The organism is Streptomyces sp., assembly GCF_031178505.1.
Classification (GTDB): Bacteria; Actinomycetota; Actinomycetes; order Streptomycetales; family Streptomycetaceae; genus Streptomyces; species Streptomyces gulbargensis.
On sequence record NZ_JAPSIW010000014.1, the window covers coordinates 1 to 19,939 of the forward strand.

The following is a 19,939-nucleotide window of genomic DNA, read 5'->3' on the forward strand; positions in this document are numbered from 1 at the left end:
ACCGACCTGCCGGTGGAACGCGTCGGCGAGCACAGCGGTCTGGGCACGGCGGCGAACCTCCGCCGCCACTTCACGCGCGTCCTGGGCCTCTCCCCGACGGCCTACCGGCGTGCGGTCACGCCTTCGGCGCCACCTTCGACAGACCGTTGATGATGCGGTCCATGGCGTCACCGCCCGTCGGGTCGGTGAGGTTCGCCAGCATCTTCAGGGTGAACTTCATCAGGACCGGGTGGGTCAGACCGCGCTGCGTCGCGATCTTCATGACCTTCGGGTTGCCGATGAGCTTCACGAACGCGCGGCCGAGCGTGTAGTAGCCGCCGTAGGTGTCCTTCAGGATGCGCGGGTAGTTCCGCAGCGCCAGCTCGCGCTGCTCCGGGGTGGTGCGGGCGTGCGCCTGGACGATGACGTCGGCGGCGATCTGCCCGGATTCCATCGCGTAGGCGATGCCCTCGCCGTTGAACGGGTTGACCAGACCGCCCGCGTCACCCACCAGCAGCAGGCCCTTGGTGTAGTGCGGCTGCCGGTTGAAGGCCATCGGCAGGGCCGCGCCGCGGATCGGCGTCGTCATGTTCTCCGGGGTGAAGCCCCAGTCCTCGGGCATCGAGGCGCACCAGGCCTTCAGGACCTCGCGCCAGTCCAGCTCGCGGAAGGCGGAGGAGGAGTCCAGGATGCCGAGGCCCACGTTGGAGGTGCCGTCGCCCATGCCGAAGATCCAGCCGTAGCCGGGCAGCAGCCGGTCCTGCGGGCCGCGCCGGTCCCACAGCTCCAGCCAGGACTCCAGGTAGTCGTCCTGGTGGCGGGGGGTCGTGAAGTACGTCCGCACGGCCACGCCCATCGGCCGGTCCTCGCGCCGGTGCAGCCCCATCGCCAGGGAGAGCCGGGTGGAGTTGCCGTCGGCGGCGACGACCAGCGGGGCGTGGAAGGTGACCTCGCGCTTCTCCTCGCCGAGCTTGGCCCGGACCCCGGTGATCCGGCCCGTACGGTCGTCGGTGACGGGCCCCTGCACGTTGCAGCGCTCGTACAGCCGGGCCCCGGCCTTCTCCGCCTGACGGGCCAGCATCTCGTCGAAGTCGTCCCGCTTGCGGACCAGTCCGTAGTCCGGGTACGAGGCGAGGTCCGGCCAGTCGAGCTGGAGCCGTACGCCTCCGCCGATGATCCGCAGGCCCTTGTTCCGCAGCCAGCCGGCCTCTTCGGAGATGTCGATGCCCATGGCGACGAGCTGCTTGGTGGCACGCGGGGTGAGGCCGTCGCCGCACACCTTCTCGCGGGGGAAGGCCGTCTTCTCCAGGAGCAGGACGTCGAGCCCGGCCTTCGCGAGGTAGTACGCGGTGGTGGAGCCGGCCGGGCCCGCCCCGACGACGATGACGTCTGCGCTGTGCTCGGAGAGGGGCTTCTCGGTCACGGCGGAGTCTCCCAGGGTTCGGCGATGAGGATGTGTCGCAGTCTATGGGGGCCCGTCCCGGCGGCACCGGAGGGTGCCGGAGGGGCCGGTCCTCGGCCGGCCGGAGCCCCGCGCCGCATGGGCGCGGGTAGTCAGGGCCGTACCCGGTGTGGGGGCGTCACCGCGCCCGCAACGGTGCTACGCCGGCTCGGGCTTGAAGCCCCGGTGCAGGGCGACGATGCCACCGGTGAGGTTCCGCCAGGCCACCTTCGACCAGCCGGCCTTCTGCAGGAGGGCGGCGAGGGCCGGCTGGTCCGGCCAGGACTGGATGGACTCGGCGAGGTACACGTAGGCGTCGGGATTGGAGGAGACCGCGCGGGCCACCGGCGGCAGCGCGCGCATCAGGTACTCCTCGTACACCGTGCGGAAGGGCGCCCAGGTCGGGTGGGAGAACTCGCAGATGACGACGCGGCCGCCGGGCTTCGTCACCCGGTACAGCTCGCTCAGCGCCCGCTCGGTGTCCTGGATGTTGCGCAGGCCGAAGGAGATGGTCACGGCGTCGAAGACGTCGTCGCGGAACGGCAGCTTCATCCCGTCGCCCGCCGTGAACGGCATCCACGGGTGGCGCTCCTTGCCGACCCGGAGCATGCCGAGGGAGAAGTCGCAGGGCACGACGTACGCCCCCGCCCGCACGAAGGGCTGGGAGGAGGTGGCCGTGCCGGCGGCCAGGTCGAGGACCTTCTGCGCCGGGCGGGCGTCGACCGCCTTCGCGACCTCCTTGCGCCAGCGGCGGTCCTGGCCGAGCGAGAGCACGTCGTTGGTGAGGTCGTAGTTCGCCGCCACGTCGTCGAACATCGAGGCGACTTCGTGCGGCTGCTTGTCCAGGGATGCGCGGGTCACGCCTCCCATTGTGGCAGCCGCCCTCCCCCACCCCCGGGACCGCCCCCGCGCCGCGTCCCTACCGGCGGCGGAAGACCAGGCGGCCGTCGATGACCGTGGCCACGCAGGTGACGGCGCCCCGGCGTACGAGGGCCTCGGTGTCGGGGACGTCGAAGACGGCGAACCGCGCGACGCCACCGGCCACGAGCCGGGGCAGCAGGACGAGCGGCACCGGGGAGAGCGACGGAGGGCCCGGCAGGACCTCGGGGCGGCGGCCCACGGCGAGCCCCGCCCGGCGCACCGCGTCGACCACCGCCCGGTCGCGCAGCTCGCCGGCCACGGCGACCGTCCCGTGCGCGAGGAGCCGCTGCACCCCGCGCCGCGCCGAGGCGCCCCGCCGCGCGGGGTCGGCGCGGAAGACGGCCCGCGCGCGCTCTCCGGTGAGCGGTTCGGTGCCGAGGGTCGCGGCCTCCCGGGGGTCCGGGTGGTAGGTCTGCTCCAGCAGCTCGGGCCCGTACGGGTTGAGCAGGCCGGGCGTGAGGATGCCCGGCCACCGGCGCGTGCGCGCCTGGGGGCGGGCCTGGGCCAGTTCCTCGTACGGGCCGACGGCGGCGACGCGCGCGCCGTCGACCAGAACGGCGGCCCCGGGCGTCGCCTCGGCGACGTGGATCGTCAGCACCGGCGGTTCAGCGGGCGTCGAGCAGCTTCAGCTCGGGGTGGGCCGTGCCGCCCTCGATCGCGGTGGAGGAGATGTGGGAGACGACGCGGTCGTCGACCGGGTCGTTCGCCGGGTCGTCGTGGACGACGAGGTGCTCGTACGTGGTGGCGCGCTGCGCCGGGACGCGGCCGGCCTTGCGGATGAGGTCGATGATCTCCAGGCGGTTGGAGCGGTGCTTGGCACCGGCGGAGGAGACCACGTTCTCCTCCAGCATGATCGAGCCGAGGTCGTCGGCGCCGTAGTGCAGGGACAGCTGGCCGACCTCCTTGCCGGTGGTCAGCCAGGAGCCCTGGATGTGGGCCACGTTGTCGAGGAAGAGGCGGGCGATCGCGATCATCCGCAGGTACTCGAAGAGGGTGGCCTGCGTGCGGCCCTTCAGGTGGTTGTTCTCGGGCTGGTACGTGTACGGGATGAAGGCGCGGAAGCCGCCCGTCCGGTCCTGCGTGTCGCGGATCATCCGCAGGTGCTCGATCCGCTCGGCGTTGGTCTCGCCGGTGCCCATGAGCATGGTGGAGGTGGACTCGACGCCCAGCTTGTGGGCGATCTCCATGATCTCCAGCCAGCGCTCGCCGCTCTCCTTGAGGGGGGCGATGGCCTTGCGCGGGCGCTCGGGCAGCAGCTCCGCGCCGGCACCGGCGAAGGAGTCCAGGCCGGCGGCGTGGATGCGGGTGATGGCCTCCTCGACGGAGACGCCGGAGATGCGGGCCATGTGCTCGACCTCGGAGGCGCCGAGGGAGTGGATGACCAGCTGCGGGAAGTCCTTCTTGATGGCGGCGAAGTGCTTCTCGTAGTACTCGACGCCGTAGTCCGGGTGGTGGCCGCCCTGGAACATGATCTGCGTGCCGCCGAGCTCGACGGTCTCCGCGCAGCGGCGCAGGATGTCGTCGAGGTCGCGGGTCCAGCCCTTGGCCGTGTCCTTCGGCGGGGCGTAGAAGGCGCAGAACTTGCAGGCCGTCACGCAGACGTTGGTGTAGTTGATGTTCCGCTCGATGATGTACGTCGCGATGTGCTCGGTCCCCGCGTAGCGGCGTCGGCGCGCGGCGTCGGCGGCGGCACCGAGGGCGTGCAGCGGCGCCGAGCGGTACAGGGCGAGCGCCTCCTCGGGGGTGATCCGGCCACCCGCGGCGGCGCGGTCGAGAACGGCTGCGACATCAAGAGACGTGAGTTCGGCCTTCTCGGTCACCGGGCGTGTCCCTTTCGGAGGCGTATCGACGGACCCGGCCAGCCTACGCCAGCGGTCGGCAGGCCCACGGGCGGGTGGCACGGGCGGAAACCGGAGCGCGCGGGGACGCCGGGTCCCGGTGCGGGGCGACGGCGTACGCGCGAACGAATTGCCGGTGAACGGACAATTGACGGGGCGGGGCGGCGGGACCCCCGGTGGGTCGATTCCCGGATCGCCCCCGGCCCCTTCCCGGATCTCTTCCGGGACGACCCGGGAGGGACTTACCGGAGGACGCCCGGTGACATCGGGGGAACATCCGGGGAGGCCCTCCGGGTGCCATCGGGGAGGACCCGGGGGATTCCCCGGGGACCTCGCCGGGGAATCGAGCGGAAGAATCGATTCCTCTCCCCCTTCGGCAGTTGCGCCGATTCGCCGCACGCCGGGAAATGCGCCGCATTTCGTCCCGGTGGATTTCCGAACGGGTTCAGTCCGCCCGGCGGTCCGCCGGAGCCAGCAGGTCGATCGTCACGTCGGCCGGGAATCCGGTCGTGGGACCCGTCCGGCGGGCGAACTCCCGCACTCCCGCGAGCTGCTCGGCACCGAAGCGGAAGTCGAGCGTGCGGAAGTAGCGCTCCAGGAGCCCCGCGTCGAACGCCTCCCAGCGCGCGGCCTGTTCGGCCACCTTGGTGACCTCTTCGAGGGAGAGGTCCCGGGAGGCCAGGAAGGCCTGGTGCACCTCGTGGACGGTCCCCGGCTCGCGCGCCAGGTAGTCCTTGCGCGCCGCCCAGACGGCGAAGACGAAGGGCAGCCCCGTCCACTCCTTCCACATCAGCCCCAGGTCGTGCACCTGGAGCCCGAGCCGGGGCGCCTCGTGGAGGGAGGCCCGCAGCGCCGCGTCGCCGATGAGGACGGCGGCCTCCGCCTCCTGCATCATCAGGCCCAGGTCCGGCGGGCAGGTGTAGTAGTCGGGCCGGACCCCGTACCGCTCGGCGAGCAGCAGTTGCGCCAGGCGCACGGAGGTGCGGGAGGTGGAACCGAGGGCCACACGGGCGCCGTCCAGCTCGTCCAGGGGCCGCTGGGAGACGATCACGCAGGACATGACGGGGCCGTCGCAGCCGACGGCGATGTCCGGCAGGGCGACCAGGTCGCCGGCGTTGCGGAGGTACTCGACGAGGGTGATCGGACCGATGTCGAGGTCGCCCGCGACGAGCCGCTCGCTGAGCTTCTCCGGGGTGTCCTTGGTGAGCTCGAGGTCGAGGAGCGTTCCGGTTCTGGCGAGCCCCCAGTAGAGGGGAAGGCAGTTCAGGAACTGGATGTGTCCGACGCGGGGCCGGCTGCGCTGGTGGTCGTCGGTTGCATTGTCCACATCGCGAGGCTAGACCCGTCTCGTACGGTGGACACCTTCGGGGGCGGCACCGGCCTGCGGAGCCCGGCACACGTCAGCACCGGAGAGCGGTTCAAACATGCGAGTGACGTGATCTTTACCTCTACCGCCGCAAGCAGGTCGCGTGCTAGGCTCGACGCAAGTTGCAGTTTGGTTTCCCTTGCAGTACAGAGCCTGCGGAGCATGTAACCCGCAGGCTTTTGTAGTTTTCAGACTTGTTTGCAGGTTCTGGAGCAGGGCAACCCTTTGGCCCAAGGAGGGCTTATGGCTACCGGAACCGTCAAGTGGTTCAACGCTGAAAAGGGCTTCGGCTTCATCGCCCAGGACGGCGGCGGCCCGGATGTCTTCGTCCACTACTCCGCGATCAACGCGAACGGCTTCCGTTCGCTCGAGGAGAACCAGCTCGTGACCTTCGACGTCACGCAGGGCCCGAAGGGCCCGCAGGCGGAGAACGTCACCCCGGCCTAAGGTGCCCGGGTCGGCGACAGCGCACGACTAGAGCAGTACCCAAGGAGCCCCGCTCCGTGTCTCGCGGCACGAGCGGGGCTCCTGCCCTTTTCCGGGCCGGCGGTGTGCCGGAGGCCCGGCCCCGGCGCACCGCCCCGGGCCCGGTCAGCAGTTCGGGATCACGGTCCCGTTGTTGTCGCGGGCCTCGTCGTTGCCCCAGCGGGACAGGTAGTACGCCGAGACGTACGCCCCGTAGCCGTTCTTCCCCGCGTACACGGTGTCCAGGTCGGTCCGCAGCCACCAGTGGTTGTAGTTGCCGGAGGCGTCCCGGATCTCCTGGCCCCACACCTTGCAGTAGACGTAGTTCGTGCCCGCGTACAGCACGCCCTGCGCGTCGTTCGTGTTCGCCTGCGCGTAGCCCGTGGCGTTGGCGAAGGTGTCCACCCAGAACTTGCCGCCCCCGCCGGAGCAGCCGTTGTCGCTGGTCAGGTGCTTGGAGCCGTACGAGCCGGGGTAGGGCGCGAGGGAGACGCCGTTGATCACGATGGTCTGGCCGACCCCGTTGTAGAGCTGCTCGTAGTGGATGTGGGCGCCGGAGCTGTTGCCCGTGGAGCCCGTGGTGCCGATCTGCTGGCCCTGGGAGACGGCGGCGCCGTGCGCGACCGAGTAGGCGTTGAGGTGGAAGTAGTACGTCTTCCAGCCGCCGCCGTGGTCGACCACGATGTAGTTCCCGGCGCCGGAGGGCTGCGAGTACCGGTAGGCGGTGCCGGAGGCCGAGGCCAGGACCGGCGTGCCGGCCGTCGTACCGCCGTCGGAGCGGACGAAGTCGAGGGCCTGGCGGACCTCCGCCGAGTGATGGCTGTAGGTCCATTTCTGGCCGCAGGGGAACGGGGCCTTGAAGAGGGGCGCCGCGTGCGCGGGGCTGCTCAGGGTGAGGGCGGTGAGGAGGCCCGCGACCAGCGCGAGCAGACTGCCGAAGAGGGAGATCCGTACCGTACGCAGGGAACGCATGCGTCCTCCGGGGTAGCCGGTGCAGGGTGTCGACGCGCGTGGAACGAGACCGAACGACCACAGGGTGCCGGAAGACCGCGACGCGCAGTAGACCGCGTGCCACACATACGTGACGGCCGGATGACGTACTCCGGACACATGGCCCGGGCACCGGTTCGGGGGAGAGGCCCGCGGGTCCGACCTGCCGCCGCCCGCCACGGGTGCGACGGTGGAACCCCCCGGGCCGCCCGGGCGGATCGCCGAGAGGAGCTCCCATGAACACCGCCGGTCTGCTGCTCGACTCGTTCGGACGGGTGCGGGAGGCCGTCCACGAGGCCGTGGAAGGTCTCACGGACGAGGAACTCGCCGTACGGATCGACCCCGGGGCGAATTCGATCGCCTGGCTCGTCTGGCACCTCACCCGCATCCAGGACGACCACCTCGCGGGGGCCTTCGGCACCGAGCAGCTGTGGGACACCGACGGCTGGCGCGACCGGTTCGCACTGCCCTTCCCGAAGGGGGAGACCGGGTACGGCCACACCGGCGCCCAGGTCGCGAAGGTGCGCGCCCCCGCCGATCTGCTGCTCGGCTACCACGACGCCGTGCACGCCCGTACGGAGGAACTGCTGCGCCCGGTGAAGAACACCGACCTGGACCGCGTCGTCGACACCGCCTGGGACCCGCCGGTGACCCTCGGCGTGCGCCTGGTCTCGGTGATCGCGGAGGACCTCCAGCACGCGGGGCAGGCGGGGTACGTGCGGGGCGTGGTGGAGCGGGGCGGTACGGCCTGAATCGCGCGGCGCGCCACGGCGGTTCCTCCACCGGAAACCGTTCCGGTACAACCCCCCGACCCCGCCGGGAGTCGAACAGGTGTGGCCACAGCCACGCCTGTTTCCTATGGGGGGATTCACACCGTGCAGCACCTTTCTTCGGCCCGTCGGCTCACCGCCGCCGTCACCGCCGTCCTGGCCGTCACGACAGGCGCCCTGGTCGGGAGCCCCGGTGCGGTGGCCGCCCCGCAGGCCCCGGCCGCCCTCTCCGCCACACCCGCCGCCACGGCCGACGCGCCGCTCGCCGCCGTCCCGGCCGGCGCGTACCTCGTCAGCGCGGGCCCCAGCGGCTTCCTGACCCGCACCCCCACCGTGAACGGCACCGAGCACCGCTGGACCTCGTACGCCGACGGCGCGACCCAGCTCCTGCCCGCACGCGGCGTCGAGTACTTCGGCAGCGAGATGGCCGATCTCGTCGTCCGCCGCAACGAGACCCAGTCCACGTACTGGTTCCAGAACATGGTCGGGGACACCGGGGGCATCTCGACGGGCCTCTCCTACGGCGACCCTCGCCACCGCCCCTACGGCATCGTCGGCCGCAAGCTCGTCATGGGCCACGTCAACGACCAGGACGTCCTGGACGTCGCCGTGCTCATGCAACACCCGAACGCCTCGTCCTCCACCTCCGTGCGGGTGACCGAGATCCCCGGCAACGCGCGCGTCACCCGGGTCACCGGCACCGGCGTCCCGGACCTGGCGCTCGTCACGTACCGGATCGACTCCCAGTACCACCTGGCCGCCCTGAACCTCACCACCGGCAAGTTCGTCGAGCGGCGCACGGCGAGCCCCGGACAGACCGTCCGGTCCGCCTCCCTCACCGCCGGCCACTGGGCGTGGACCGAGCGGTCCGCCGACGGCACCGTCCAGCTCGCCACCTCCCCGCGCGGGCCGGAGCAGCCCGTCGTCACCACCCCGCTGGGCCAGGGCACCGACGCCCAGAGCACCCACCTCGCCGGCGACTGGACCCTCACCTCCCAGACCGGCGGCGGCACCGCCCTCGCCCCCTCGCCGCTCCACGCGCTCACCGCCCGCCACGTCACGTCCGGCGAGACGGTCAGGCTCCTCGACCACGTCAGCAGCACCGCCCTCCACCCCGACGGCTCCCTCGTGGTCCGGGGCGGCACCACGGACCGGGGCGAGGGTTTCTACCGGATCGCCACCGGCGAGGACGGCAGGCCCACCGCCACCCTGATCACCGGCCTCGGCGTGCCCACCGCCGTCGGGCTCGCCGCCCACACCGTCCCGCCCGTCGTCGACCTCGACAAGAGCGGCACCGTCCCGCTGAGCTGGACCCTCACCCGGTCCAACGCGGCCACGACCATCACCTTGCGCCACGTCCGCACCGGCAGGACCACGCAGACCTCCGGCGAGCGCATGGACCACTTCCGGATGGACTGGCCGGGCACCCTCGGCGCCGACATCGCCCCCAACGGCGACTACGTCTGGGAGGTCGTCGCCAAGCCCCTCAACGGCATCGGCCCGGACCTGAGGAAGACCGGCACCTTCAAGGTCGTCCGCAAGGCCGCCCTCCACGACTACGACGACAACGGCACCCCCGACCTGCTGGCCCTCGACGCCTCCGGCCGCCTGTGGAAGGACGAGGTCCGCACCGACTGGAGCAGCACCTACTGGTCGACCGGCCGCAAGCTCGCCGGCACCGGCTGGGGCATCTACAACCGCATCGAGAACGTCGGCGACATCGCCGGCGCCCCCGCCGCCGACCTCGTCGCCCGTGACGCCTCCGGCGTCCTCTGGCTCTACCTCGGCAAGGGCGACGGCACCTTCGCCCCGCGCGTCCGCCTCGGCGCCGGCTGGAACGCGTACGACAAGCTCACCGGCGGCAGCGACCTGAACTCCGACGGCAAGGCCGACATGCTCGCCACCGACACCACCGGCGGCCTGTGGCTCTACAAGGGCACCGGAAGCTGGTCCGCGCCCTTCGCCCCGCGCGTCCGCATCGGCACCGGCTTCGGCATCTACAACCAGCTCACCGCCACCGGTGACCTCGGCGGCACCGTCTCCGGCGACCTCCTCGCCCGCGACACCTCCGGCGTCCTCTGGTTCTACCCGGGCAACGGCAGCGGCGGCTTCGCGCCCCGCGTCCGCCTCGGCGCCGGCTGGGGCGCCTTCACCCACCTCGTCGGCCTGGGCGACGCCAACCGCGACGGCCGCAACGACCTCTACGCGTACGGCCCCGGCGGCTCGTACGTCTACCCCGGCACCGGCAACGCCACGGCCCCCTTCGGCCCGCGCGTGACCAGCTCCATCCACCCGGCGACGACGACCCCGTTCAACCCGGTCGTCTGACGGTCCCTCCCGGCAGTTCTACCCACCCTCGCCCTCGGGCGAGGGACGCCCGGCCCGGTTCCGGCCGGTCAGCGGCACGGTCGCCCAGACCGTCTTGCCGACACACCGGTCCTTCACGCCCCACGCGCTCGCGAGGGCGGCCACGAGCAGCAGCCCGTAGCCGCCCTCGCCGGGCTCCGGGTCCGTGCGCGGTGACGGCAGGCGCTCGCACCGGGCATCCGACAGCTCCACCCGGACCTGGTCCTCCTCCCGCTCCATCCGCACCTCGAAATCCCGGCCGCGCACCCGCCCGTGGAGGGCGGCGTTGGAAGCCAGCTCGGCGACGACCAGCTCGACCGCCTCGGCGGCCGGGCCGGTCACGCCCCAGTCGTGGAGCTGCTGCACGGCGAGCAGACGGGCCAGCCGCGCACCCCGGCGCGTGGCCGACAGACGGAGCGCGAACACCGGGGTGAACTCACTGGTTGGAGTGGTGGTTTCCGACTTCATGACCCCGAGCCTGGCGCCCCCGCCGTACGCTGACCAGCAGCGACGCGACGACGCTGGGTAACTGTACGGGTACGCCAAGAGGGCGGTACGGATGTCGGGCAACGAGGAGGAGCGGCCGGAACGGCCCTCCGAAGTGGACGGTACGGCGCACCTGTTCAACGCGCTGGGCAAAATCATCAAGGTGCTCCGCAAGAACGCGGGCCTGAGCCAGGCGGAACTGGCCGCGGTCACGCACTGCAGCGAGGATCTGGTGTCCTCCGTCGAACGGGGCGTACGGACGCCCCAACCGGACTTCCTCATCCGCGCGGACCCCGCGCTGGAGGCGGACGGGGTGCTGGTGGCGGCGGTGGACGACGTCCGGGCGGCACTGGCGCGGGCGCGGGTGAGGCACCCGGACTGGTTCCGGGACTTCGCGGACGAAGAGTCGAAGGCGGTGGCGGGTCACTACTACGAAGTGCAGGTGGTGCCCGGCATTCTCCAGACACCCGCCTACGCGGAGACGGTGTTCCGCTACCGCCGTCCGCTGTACGACGAGGAGACCATCGCACGGCGGCTTGCCGATCGACTGGCCCGTCAGACCATCTTCGAGAAGTGGCCCGCGCCGACGATGAGCTTCGTTATCGAAGAGGCGATTCTGCACCGCCCCCTGGGCGGACGGGATGCCTTCCGCGAGCAGTTGCTCCGCCTCATCGAGGTGGCGGAACTGCGCAACGTGACCCTTCAGGTCCAACCGCTGGACCGGGAGGAACACCCGGCCCTGGGAGGTGCGTTCACTCTGCTCACCCCCAAGGGGCGCCGGGAAGTCGCGTACACGGAAAGCTACGGCCACCCGCGACTGATCACCGACCCTGAAGAGGTCCGCATGTACACCGAGCGCTATGGGATCATCCGGGCGCAGGCACTCACGCCTCGCGAGTCCCTGGAGTTGATCGAGAAGATGGTGGGAGAGCTATGAGCACCACGGATCTGGCCTGGTTCAAGAGCAGCTACAGCGACGGTGAAGGTGGCAACTGCATCGAGGTCGCCTACGACTGGCGCAAGTCCAGCTACAGCAGCAGCGAGGGCGGCAACTGCGTCGAGGTCGCCGTGCACCCCGCTCTCGTGCACGTGCGGGACTCGAAGAACCCCGCGGGCCCGCAGTTCGCCGTCTCGCCCGCCTCCTGGGCCGCGTTCGTGGCCGGGGCGTCCCGGGGGTGACCTCGGCGGACTTCGTCCTCTTCGACGTGGACGGCACCCTCATGGACGCCGTCGCCAACCAGCGGCGCGTCTGGCACCAGTGGGCCGCGCGGTACGGGCTCGACGGGGACGAGGTGTACGCCGTCGCGCTGCGGACGCGGCCGGTGGAGACCTTCGCGGCCGTGGCGCCGGGGCGGGACCCGGCGGAGTGCCTGGCCCTGCTGCACGCCCTGGAGGACGAGGACGTGCGGACGGGGTCGTACGGCGCGTTCGACGGCGCCGCCGAACTGCTGGGGGCGCTGCCGGCGGACCGCTGGGCGCTGGTGACGTCGAACTACGAGCACCGGGTGCGGGGGCGGTTCGAGCGGACGGGGCTTCCGCTGCCGGGGCTGATCATCGACGCGGCCTCGGTGGTGGAGGGCAAGCCGTCACCGGTCCCGTACCTGACCGCCGCCGCCAGGCTCGGCGCGGATCCGGCGGAGTGTCTGGTGATCGAGGACACGCCCTCGGGGGTGCGCTCGGGGCTCGACGCCGGGATGAGGGTGTGGACGGTCAACACCCCGGCCCCGCACCCGGAGGCCCACCGCCACTTCCCGTCCCTGGCGGAGGCGGCCCCGCACATCCTGGCTCTGGCCGGGCGGCCGTAGGCCCCGTGGGGGGCCCGGTCCCCCGTCCGCCCAAATCCGCGCTCCCGCGTGCCCGTTGGGCTCGGCTACGCTGTCCGCCATGCAGGGGGAATTGGAAAACAGCTCTAGTTTGAACGGCAGTGGTGCTCTGCCGCTGGAACCCGGGGATCCCCGGCGCATCGGCGCGTTCAGACTGCTCGGCGTGCTCGGGTCCGGCGGTATGGGCCGGGTCCATCTCGGGGCCGTACCCGGGAAGTTCGCGGCGGTGAAGCGCGTCCTGCCCGTCCTCGCCGAGGACGCCGAGTTCCTCAGCCACTTCGGGCACGAGCTGGACAACCTCGCCCGGCTGCCCGCCGGGGCCAGTGCCAAGCTCCTCGCGAGCGACCGCACCGCCAAGCCGCCGTGGTTCGCGACCGAGTACATCCCGGGAATCACCCTCAACGAGGCCGTGCGCCTCCACGGCGGCCCGCTGCCGCCCGAGGCCCTGTGGCTCCTCCTGCGCGAGGCCGCCGCCGGGCTGCGGTCCGTGCACGCGGCCGAGATGGTGCACCGGGACCTCAAGCCGTCCAACGTGATGCTGACCGCCGGCGGGCTCTCGCTCATCGACTTCGGCGTGGCCCGGGCCGCCGACCAGTCCCGGCTCACCCGGACCGGCATGGCCATCGGGACCCCCGCCTACATGGCCCCCGAACAGGCCGTCGCCGACCCCCGTCTCACCGGCGCCGCCGATGTCTTCGCGCTCGGCAGCCTCGTCCTGTACGCGGCCGTCGGGCGCCCCCCGTTCGGTGACGGTTCCGGTCCCGGCCTGCTGTACCGGATCGTGCACGGTGAGCCCGAGGTGGGGAAACTCGCCGAGACCGCCCCCGCGCTCCTGGAGGTCGTACGGTCCTGCCTCGCCAAGGACCCGGCGGACCGGCCGACCGCCGCCGAGCTCGTCGGGCGGGCCGAGGAGGGCGCCGCCGGTGCCGCCTGGCCGCCGGCCGTGGCGGAGCGAATAGCGGAACGCACCGCCTTCGCCGCCGGGGCGCCCACCGCCGCGCACCTGGCCGAACTGGAGGCCGCCGAGCCGTCCGAGGACATCGCGACCGCCTCCCTCACCCCCCGCAGCCGTCAGGAGCCCGTGACCGGTCCGTCCGGTCCGGAGCGGCGGAAGGAGCGCCGGAACCGGTTCGTGATGCTCGCCGTGCCCGTCGTCGTGGCGACCGGGACCACCCTGACCGTGGCCCTCGGTCCGTACGAGATCGGCCGCAGCAGCGCCGGTCCCCGGCCCTCCGCCTCCCCGTCGGCCGTGGTCACCGCCCCGGCACCGGGCGGCCCCGCGCCGGTCGCCCCGTCCTCCCCGTCCTCCTCCGCCAAGGTCTCCACCTCCCCCACCCCGGCGTCGAAACCGCCGGGTACCGGTACGGCCGTTCCCCCGCCTCCGCCCGCCCACGGGGGTGCGGGCGGAGGCGCGGGGGGCGGCACAGGAGGACCGGCCACCGGAGGCGCCACCACGGGGACCGGCACCGCGCCCGGCACCAACCCGGGTTCGGGTTCGGGCCCGGGGTCCGGCGGCGGTTCCGGGGCGGGGTCGTCCGGCTCCTCGGGCGGCACCACCACCCGGCCCGCCACCATCCCACCGCAGACGACCCGGCCCGCTCCCCCGCCGCCCGCGCCGTCCACCGGGTCGGCGCCTTCGGGGACGTACTCCCTGGAGAGCGGCACCAGCGGCGACTGCCTGGCCGAGTACGACGCGGGCTTCAGCCACCTCGTCACCACGGTGGCCTGTGGTTCCCGGGGCACCAACGCGACCTACCGGTTCGCCTGGACCTACCGGCCCGCGTCCGACGGCAGCTTCCGGCTGGTCAACGCCACCACCGGCCGCTGCCTCCAGCCCGCCGGGAACACCTCGGTGACCACCTCGGCGTGCAACGGGTCCGCCGTCCAGTCCTGGAAGGTGCTGAGCTCCTCGTCCGTCGGCCGGACGTTGCGCAACGCGAGCGACGGCAACTGCCTGACCGGGGGAAGCTTCGCCATGACGTACCCCTGCGGCGCCGGCGGCAGCCAGCTCTGGCGGAACATCGGGGCCCGCTGACGGGCCCCGAAGACGGGGACGGACCCCCACCCCCGTCCCCCCGCCGGAAGGCGCCCCCGACCGGCCCGGTCCGGGGGCCGCCTTCCGGCACCCCGGCCCCGCGTGACCGATTCGCAACCGAAATCCCTCATGACCGAGACCTACAGCGTGTACACGTCATTACGCTCAGCATTCATGGTCACCACCCCCCAAGCACCTTCTCCGCAGGTCGTCCACCCGGTGTACGTCATCGGCGGCGGCCCCGGCGGGCTCGCGGTCGCCGCCACCCTGCGCGCCCGGGGCGTCCGCGCCGTCGTCCTGGAGAAGTCCGACGCCCTCGGCGCCTCCTGGCGCGGCCACTACGACCGGCTGCGGCTGCACACCACCCGCCGGCTCTCCTCGCTGCCGGGCCTGCGGATGCCCCGCTCCTTCGGCCGCTGGGTCGCCCGCGCCGACGTGGTCCGCTACCTGGAGACGTACGCCGAGAAGCACGAACTGGAGGTCGTGACGGGCGTCGAGGTCTTCCGCGTCGAGCGCGCGGACGACCGGTGGGTCCTGCACGCCACCGGGGGCCGCCGGCTGACCGGCCGGGCCGTCGTCGTCGCCACCGGTTACAACCACACCCCGCGCCTGCCGGACTGGCCGGGCCGCGACACGTACACGGGCGACCTGATCCACGCGCGCGCCTACCGCAATCCCGGTCCGTACGCGGGGAAGGACGTCCTGGTCGTCGGCGCCGGCAACACCGGCGCCGAGATCGCGGCGGACCTCGCGGACGGCGGGGCCGGAAGGGTGCGGCTCGCGGTGCGCACGGTCCCCCACATCGTGCGCCGCTCGACCCTGGGCTGGCCCGCCCAGCGTTCCGGCATCCTGGCCCGCCGGCTGCCCGCCGCCCTGGTCGACCCGGGGGCCGCGCTGCTCGGCCGGATCTTCATGCCCGACCTCACCCCCCACGGCCTCCCCCGGCCGGACACGGGCCTGCTGGCCCGCGCCCGCGCGGGCGCGGTGCCCGTGCAGGACGTGGGCCTGATCGACGCCGTCCGCTCCGGCCGGGTCGAGGTCGTCGCCGCCGTCGAGGCCCTGGACGGACCGGACGTGCTCCTCGCCGACGGCACCCGGATCACCCCCGACGCCGTCATCGCCGCGACCGGCTACCGCCGCGCCCTCGAACCGCTCGTGGGGCACCTGGGCGTCCTCGACGACCACGGCCGCCCCCTGGTGCGCGGCGCCCGCTGCCCCCGCGAGGCCCCCGGCCTGTACTTCACCGGCTTCACCAACCCGATCAGCGGCATGCTCCGCGAACTCTCCCGCGACGCCGAGAAGATAGCCCGCCGCATCGCCCGGACCCGGCCGGCCCGCCGAGCGGACTGATCCGATGGCACGTCCGGTCCTCACCCCTTCCCCTGGGGGCGGGGCACGTGCCGTGGACGTGCCCGACCATCCGGAGGGCCACGTGTTCCGCGTCCTGGCGCCGTGAGCCGGACGTCCCGGGCTTCTCCGGGTTTCTCAGGCGCCCGCCAGGGCGGGGGCGTCCGCGCGGGGGCGGCGGATGACGAGGGCCATCAGGGCGGCGGCGGCGCACAGGGCGCCCGAGGCGTACCAGACGGGGTCGTAGGTGCCGAAGACGTCGCGGGCGACGCCGCCCGCGAAGGCGACGACGGCCGCGCCGACCTGGTGCGAGGCGAGGACCCAGCCGAAGACGATCGCCGAGTCGTCCCCGTACTGCTCGCGGCAGAGGGCGATGGTCGGCGGGACCGTGGCCACCCAGTCGAGACCGTAGAAGACGATGAAGAAGATCATCGGAGGGTGGACGGCGGGCGCGAGGAGCATCGGCAGGAAGAGGAGCGAGACGCCGCGCAGCGCGTAGTAGACGGCGAGGAGCCGCCGGGTGGAGAAGCGGTCGGTGAACCAGCCGGAGGCGATCGTGCCGACGACGTCGAAGACGCCGATCACGGCGAGGAGTCCGGCCGCGGCCGTGAGCGGCATGCCGTGGTCGTGGGCGGCGGGCGCGAAGTGGGTGCGGACGAGGCCGTTGGTGGTGGCACCGCAGATCGCGAAGGACCCGGCGAGCAGCCAGAACGGGCCGGTGCGGGCGGCCTTGAGGAGGACGGTGACGGCGCGGCGGGCGGCGCCGCGGGCGGGGGCGGGCCTGGGCACGTACTCCCCGCCGTACGGGGTGAGGCGGACGTCCGCCGGGTGGTCGCGCAGCAGCAGCCAGACGAAGGGGACGACGGCGAGCGCGGAGAGGGCGACGGTGACGGACGCGGGGCGCCAGCCGTGGTCCTCGACCAGCCAGGAGAGCAGGGGCAGGAAGACGAGCTGGCCGGAGGCGCCGGCGGCGGTGAGGATGCCGGTGACGAGGCCCCGGCGGGCGACGAACCAGCGGTTGGTCACGGTGGCGGCGAAGGCGAGGGCCATCGAGCCGCTGCCGAGGCCGACGAGGACGCCCCAGTAGAGGACGAGCTGCCAGGCGTCGGTCATCCACACGGTGAGGAGGGAGCCGACCGCGATGACCGTGAGGGCGACGGCGACGACCCGGCGGATGCCGAAGCGGTCCATGAGGGCGGCGGCGAAGGGAGCGGTCAGTCCGTAGAGGGCGAGGTTCACCGAGACGGCGAAGCCGATCGTGCCGCGTGACCACCGGAATTCCTGGTGGAGCGGTTCGATCAGCAGGCCCGGCAGGGACGCGAAGGCCGCCGCGCCGATGATCGTGACGAAGGTGACCGCCGCGACGAACCAGGCGGGGTGGACGCGGGGGGTACGGAGGCCGGGGGGCGGGGTGCCGGGCGTGCGGGCGGGGGTCTCGGTTGTCTGGGCCATGCGACCGAGCTTCCCGTCCCGCCCCGCCGGCCCGCCATTGGCCCGAATGACAGCTTTCAAACGGATCGGGTCACCGACCCGTCCACCGGCCGCGGGCCGCCGTGCCGGCCGCGGGCGCGCCCGCCCACGTCCCCCGTTCGGCGGCGGCCCCGGGGCGGCTCACCGTCGGCGACGGACGGGGAGCGGAGTCCGGCCGCACGGGAACACCTGACGCATACGCGGGAATTCGATTACGTGGAGCAGAGAATTCTCGTCCGAAGAATCGTTTCCGTATTGCGAAGAAACCTTTCACTGGACGCTATCATGCATTTCGAAGATCGAAAAATGCGGGCACCCATTCCTATCGTCTTGAATTGCTATTTCTGAAACATCTCGACTCCCGGCCTGCCGCACTGCACCTTTTGTCCTTTCTGTTCGTAAGGTGCAACCCACGACGAGGGCTTCCGGGAATCCGTCACGGGTCCCGGGGTCGAGGTTTCGCACAGAAAACCGGTTCTTGATGAAGCTCAAACATGCACGACGGCACCCCGTGTCCTCCTGGCTCGTGTCGGCTCTCGCCACGACGGTCGCCGCCGCGGTGGTGGCCGTCACCCCGTCCCAGGCGTTCGCCGCCACACCCGTGCCGCTGGGGACCGCGGACAGTTTCGCCGTCCTGGCCGGCCAGTCGGTCACCAACACCGGTCCCTCCGTGATCACCGGGGATGTCGGCGTCAGCCCGGGAACGGCCATCAGCGGATTCCCGCCGGGAATTGTGAACGGCACCTTCCACTCCGCGGACGCCGTCGCGCAGCAGGCCCAGACGGATCTCACGGCTGCGTTCGGCGACGCCGCCGGCCAGGCCAGCAACGGTGCGCTTCCGCCGGACGCCGGAGGGCTGACGCTCGTACCGGGTGTCTACACCGCTTCCTCCTCCCTGGGCCTGACCGGCACCCTCACGCTCGACGCCCAGGGCGACCCCAACGCGGTCTGGATCTTCCAGGTCGGTTCGGAACTGACCACGGCGTCCAGCAGCCGCGTTGCTCTCATCAACGGTGGCCAGGCGTGCAACGTGTACTGGCAGATCGGCAGTTCGGCCACGCTCGGCACCGACACGACGTTCGTGGGGAACATCCTGGCGCAGATTTCGATCACCGCCACCACCCGCGCGAGCATCGACGGCCGGGCGCTGGCACGTACCGGCTCGGTCACCCTGGACACCAACCGCATCACGCGGGCCACGTGCAGCGGCGGGACCACCTCCGGCACCACGACCGGAACCACCACCGGCACCACCACGGGAACCACCACCGGCACCACCACCGGCACCACCACCGGAACCACCACGGGTACCACGGGCGCCGTGCTGGGTGGCGTGCTCGGTGGGGTCGTGACCGGTGGCACCACCGGCGGCACCGGCGCGGTCCTCGGCGGCGTGCTCGGCGGAGTCGTGACCGGTGGCACCACCGGCGGCACCACCGGCGGCGCCGTCGGTGGCAACACCACCGGCGGCAGCAAGGGCGGGGTGATCGGCGGCGGCCACGGCGGCCACACCACCGGCGGCAGCAAGGGCGGGATGACCGGCGGCGGCCACGGCGGCAGCCCGGGCCACGGGGACCACGGCGGTTACGGCGACGAGCCGGACCACGGCGGTTACGGCGACAAGCCCCAGGAGCACAGCGGCCACGCAAGCTGATCCCCGGCGCGGCACCCGTGCCGTCGACGGACAGCGCGCGGCGGAGCACCCCACCGTGCCCGCCGCGCGCTGCCAGGAGCCACAGGACAGGAAGAACAGGGCAGAGCGGTGCTGGACGAAGAGGCAGTTGAGTACGCGCGTGAGCACGAGCGGTCCACCGGCCGGGTACTGGCCGTGGACACCCGGCACGGGGAGGGAGCCGGGCCGTCGGAACCGCTCGGACCACCCGGACCGCCCCGAGGCGGGCGGTGGGGCGGACGGTTGCTGAACACCGCCGTGGCACTCTGCGTGCTCACGGTCCTGGTGCATGCCGTCCTGGTCTTCCTGCACGTGGCACCCGCCAACGTCATCTCCCAGCGCTACGCCCGTCAGGTGAACGCCTGGGTGTATCCGCTCTTCGAGCAGAACTGGCGGCTGTTCGCCCCGGACCCGGACTCGGTGAACCGCACGATCTCCGCGCGGACCGCGCACACGGCCCGGGACGGCTCCGTCCAGGTCGGCCCCTGGACCGACCTGACCTCGACGGACGTGTCCGCGATCGAGCACAGCGCCTTCCCGAGCCACACCTCGCAGAACATGTTGCGCAGGTCCTGGACGTCCTACGTCGAAGTCCTCGGCGGCGACGACGTTCCGCGCTCCGAACGGGCCGTGATGATGCAGCGATATCTGCGCAACATCGCGGCCGCGCGGATGGCGGATCTGAACGGCAAGCCGTTCGAGAACATCCAGCTCCGAGTCGTCACCGTGCCCGTGGCCGCTCCCGGCGCGGCGGGCGACGACCGCCGTCCCGCCCCTGCCCAGACTCGGCTTCTCCCCTGGTGGAAGGTGGGCTCCGATGCATCCGAAGGAAAGTGACCCGACCCCGCGCCCGGCGGCCCCGCACGATCCGGGCCGGCGGTTCCCGTCCGCCCTCACGTCCGGACGGGTCCTCACCCGGGTGTCCGGTGCCGGGCGCACGGCCTGGACGCTGTTGACCGAACGCCCCCTGTCGCTCTACGCGGTCTCGGT

General features: G+C 72.4%; 18 protein-coding genes and 1 pseudogene. 11 read left to right on the plus strand and 8 right to left on the minus strand.

What is annotated here, in order from left to right; genetic code table 11:
* Positions 1–150: pseudogene (locus RIF68_RS02845) on the plus strand (AraC family transcriptional regulator); the annotation flags it as partial.
* Here the strand turns inward: RIF68_RS02845 and RIF68_RS02850 are convergent.
* From RIF68_RS02850 to RIF68_RS02870, 5 genes are all read right to left on the minus strand, one after another.
* The gene (locus tag RIF68_RS02850) at positions 116–1,402 is read right to left on the minus strand and encodes a geranylgeranyl reductase family protein (protein ID WP_309049490.1); all 1,287 of its coding nucleotides are present in this window, start codon (positions 1,400–1,402) and stop codon (positions 116–118) included. The pseudogene RIF68_RS02845 and the gene RIF68_RS02850 overlap by 35 nt on opposite strands.
* A gap of 177 nt (positions 1,403–1,579) precedes the next feature.
* Positions 1,580–2,281 carry a demethylmenaquinone methyltransferase gene (locus RIF68_RS02855; RefSeq protein WP_309049491.1) on the minus strand — a complete coding sequence of 234 codons (702 nt, stop codon included), beginning with the start codon at positions 2,279–2,281 and terminating at the stop codon, positions 1,580–1,582.
* 58 nt (positions 2,282–2,339) lie between these two features.
* Positions 2,340–2,939 carry a hypothetical protein gene (locus RIF68_RS02860; protein WP_309049492.1) on the minus strand — a complete coding sequence of 200 codons (600 nt, stop codon included), beginning with the start codon at positions 2,937–2,939 and terminating at the stop codon, positions 2,340–2,342.
* A 7-nt stretch (positions 2,940–2,946) separates the two neighbouring features.
* Positions 2,947–4,161 (minus strand): cyclic dehypoxanthinyl futalosine synthase, encoded by a 1,215-nt coding sequence (gene mqnC / locus RIF68_RS02865; protein ID WP_309049493.1) that lies wholly within the window; start codon positions 4,159–4,161, stop codon positions 2,947–2,949.
* A gap of 463 nt (positions 4,162–4,624) precedes the next feature.
* Entirely contained in the window at positions 4,625–5,506 is an 882-nt protein-coding gene (locus RIF68_RS02870; protein WP_309049494.1) for a menaquinone biosynthesis protein, read from the minus strand.
* Positions 5,507–5,788: 282 nt separating this feature from the next.
* On the opposite strand from RIF68_RS02870, the gene RIF68_RS02875 reads away from it, so the two are divergent.
* Positions 5,789–5,992 (plus strand): cold-shock protein, encoded by a 204-nt coding sequence (locus RIF68_RS02875; RefSeq protein ID WP_030208785.1) that lies wholly within the window; start codon positions 5,789–5,791, stop codon positions 5,990–5,992.
* Positions 5,993–6,136: 144 nt separating this feature from the next.
* Here the strand turns inward: RIF68_RS02875 and RIF68_RS02880 are convergent, their stop codons facing one another.
* Positions 6,137–6,982: a M23 family metallopeptidase gene (locus RIF68_RS02880; RefSeq protein WP_309049495.1), complete on the minus strand. Its 846-nt coding sequence runs from the start codon at positions 6,980–6,982 to the stop codon at positions 6,137–6,139.
* Positions 6,983–7,236: 254 nt separating this feature from the next.
* On the opposite strand from RIF68_RS02880, the gene RIF68_RS02885 reads away from it, so the two are divergent.
* Positions 7,237–7,752 carry a DUF664 domain-containing protein gene (locus RIF68_RS02885; protein WP_309049496.1) on the plus strand — a complete coding sequence of 172 codons (516 nt, stop codon included), beginning with the start codon at positions 7,237–7,239 and terminating at the stop codon, positions 7,750–7,752.
* Positions 7,753–7,875: 123 nt separating this feature from the next.
* On the plus strand, positions 7,876–10,098 hold the full coding sequence (locus RIF68_RS02890; protein ID WP_309049497.1) for a VCBS repeat-containing protein: 2,223 nt from the start codon (positions 7,876–7,878) through the stop codon (positions 10,096–10,098).
* Positions 10,099–10,116: 18 nt separating this feature from the next.
* Here RIF68_RS02890 and RIF68_RS02895 read toward each other — a convergent pair whose 3' ends face one another.
* Positions 10,117–10,584 (minus strand): ATP-binding protein, encoded by a 468-nt coding sequence (locus tag RIF68_RS02895; protein WP_309049498.1) that lies wholly within the window; start codon positions 10,582–10,584, stop codon positions 10,117–10,119.
* A 91-nt stretch (positions 10,585–10,675) separates the two neighbouring features.
* Between RIF68_RS02895 and RIF68_RS02900 the strand changes: the two genes are divergently transcribed.
* The 5 genes from RIF68_RS02900 (at position 10,676) to RIF68_RS02920 (ending at position 15,810) form a co-directional block, all read left to right on the plus strand.
* The gene (locus RIF68_RS02900) at positions 10,676–11,539 is read left to right on the plus strand and encodes a helix-turn-helix transcriptional regulator (protein ID WP_309049499.1); all 864 of its coding nucleotides are present in this window, start codon (positions 10,676–10,678) and stop codon (positions 11,537–11,539) included.
* Entirely contained in the window at positions 11,536–11,781 is a 246-nt protein-coding gene (locus RIF68_RS02905) for a DUF397 domain-containing protein (RefSeq protein WP_309049500.1), read from the plus strand. The genes RIF68_RS02900 and RIF68_RS02905 overlap by 4 nt, the downstream gene beginning before the upstream one ends.
* The gene (locus tag RIF68_RS02910; protein WP_309049501.1) at positions 11,778–12,407 is read left to right on the plus strand and encodes an HAD-IA family hydrolase; all 630 of its coding nucleotides are present in this window, start codon (positions 11,778–11,780) and stop codon (positions 12,405–12,407) included. Before RIF68_RS02905 ends, RIF68_RS02910 begins: the two co-directional genes overlap by 4 nt.
* Positions 12,408–12,486: 79 nt before the next feature.
* The gene (locus RIF68_RS02915) at positions 12,487–14,460 is read left to right on the plus strand and encodes a protein kinase (RefSeq protein ID WP_309049502.1); all 1,974 of its coding nucleotides are present in this window, start codon (positions 12,487–12,489) and stop codon (positions 14,458–14,460) included.
* 174 nt (positions 14,461–14,634) lie between these two features.
* Positions 14,635–15,810, plus strand: a complete 1,176-nt coding sequence (locus tag RIF68_RS02920; RefSeq protein ID WP_309049503.1) for an NAD(P)/FAD-dependent oxidoreductase — start codon at positions 14,635–14,637, stop codon at positions 15,808–15,810.
* Positions 15,811–15,945: 135 nt separating this feature from the next.
* Here RIF68_RS02920 and RIF68_RS02925 read toward each other — a convergent pair whose 3' ends face one another.
* Positions 15,946–17,259 carry an MFS transporter gene (locus tag RIF68_RS02925; RefSeq protein ID WP_309049504.1) on the minus strand — a complete coding sequence of 438 codons (1,314 nt, stop codon included), beginning with the start codon at positions 17,257–17,259 and terminating at the stop codon, positions 15,946–15,948.
* Between the two features lie 529 nt (positions 17,260–17,788).
* On the opposite strand from RIF68_RS02925, the gene RIF68_RS02930 reads away from it, so the two are divergent.
* Together RIF68_RS02930 and RIF68_RS02935 are read left to right on the plus strand one after the other, a co-directional pair.
* Entirely contained in the window at positions 17,789–18,931 is a 1,143-nt protein-coding gene (locus RIF68_RS02930) for an ice-binding family protein (protein WP_375165665.1), read from the plus strand.
* Between the two features lie 261 nt (positions 18,932–19,192).
* A complete protein-coding gene (locus tag RIF68_RS02935; protein ID WP_309049506.1) occupies positions 19,193–19,786 on the plus strand; it encodes a DUF5819 family protein in 594 nt (197 codons plus the stop codon).
* Positions 19,787–19,939 lie beyond the last annotated feature (153 nt).

Coding starts and splice junctions, on each gene's coding strand:
- RIF68_RS02875 (WP_030208785.1), top strand. CDS start 5,789: ATGGCTACCGGAACCGTCAAGTGGTTCAACGCTGAAAAGGGCTTCGGC.
- RIF68_RS02880 (WP_309049495.1), bottom strand. CDS start 6,982: ATGCGTTCCCTGCGTACGGTACGGATCTCCCTCTTCGGCAGTCTGCTC.
- RIF68_RS02885 (WP_309049496.1), top strand. CDS start 7,237: ATGAACACCGCCGGTCTGCTGCTCGACTCGTTCGGACGGGTGCGGGAG.
- RIF68_RS02895 (WP_309049498.1), bottom strand. CDS start 10,584: ATGAAGTCGGAAACCACCACTCCAACCAGTGAGTTCACCCCGGTGTTC.
- RIF68_RS02900 (WP_309049499.1), top strand. CDS start 10,676: ATGTCGGGCAACGAGGAGGAGCGGCCGGAACGGCCCTCCGAAGTGGAC.
- RIF68_RS02905 (WP_309049500.1), top strand. CDS start 11,536: ATGAGCACCACGGATCTGGCCTGGTTCAAGAGCAGCTACAGCGACGGT.
- RIF68_RS02915 (WP_309049502.1), top strand. CDS start 12,487: ATGCAGGGGGAATTGGAAAACAGCTCTAGTTTGAACGGCAGTGGTGCT.
- RIF68_RS02920 (WP_309049503.1), top strand. CDS start 14,635: ATGGTCACCACCCCCCAAGCACCTTCTCCGCAGGTCGTCCACCCGGTG.
- RIF68_RS02925 (WP_309049504.1), bottom strand. CDS start 17,259: ATGGCCCAGACAACCGAGACCCCCGCCCGCACGCCCGGCACCCCGCCC.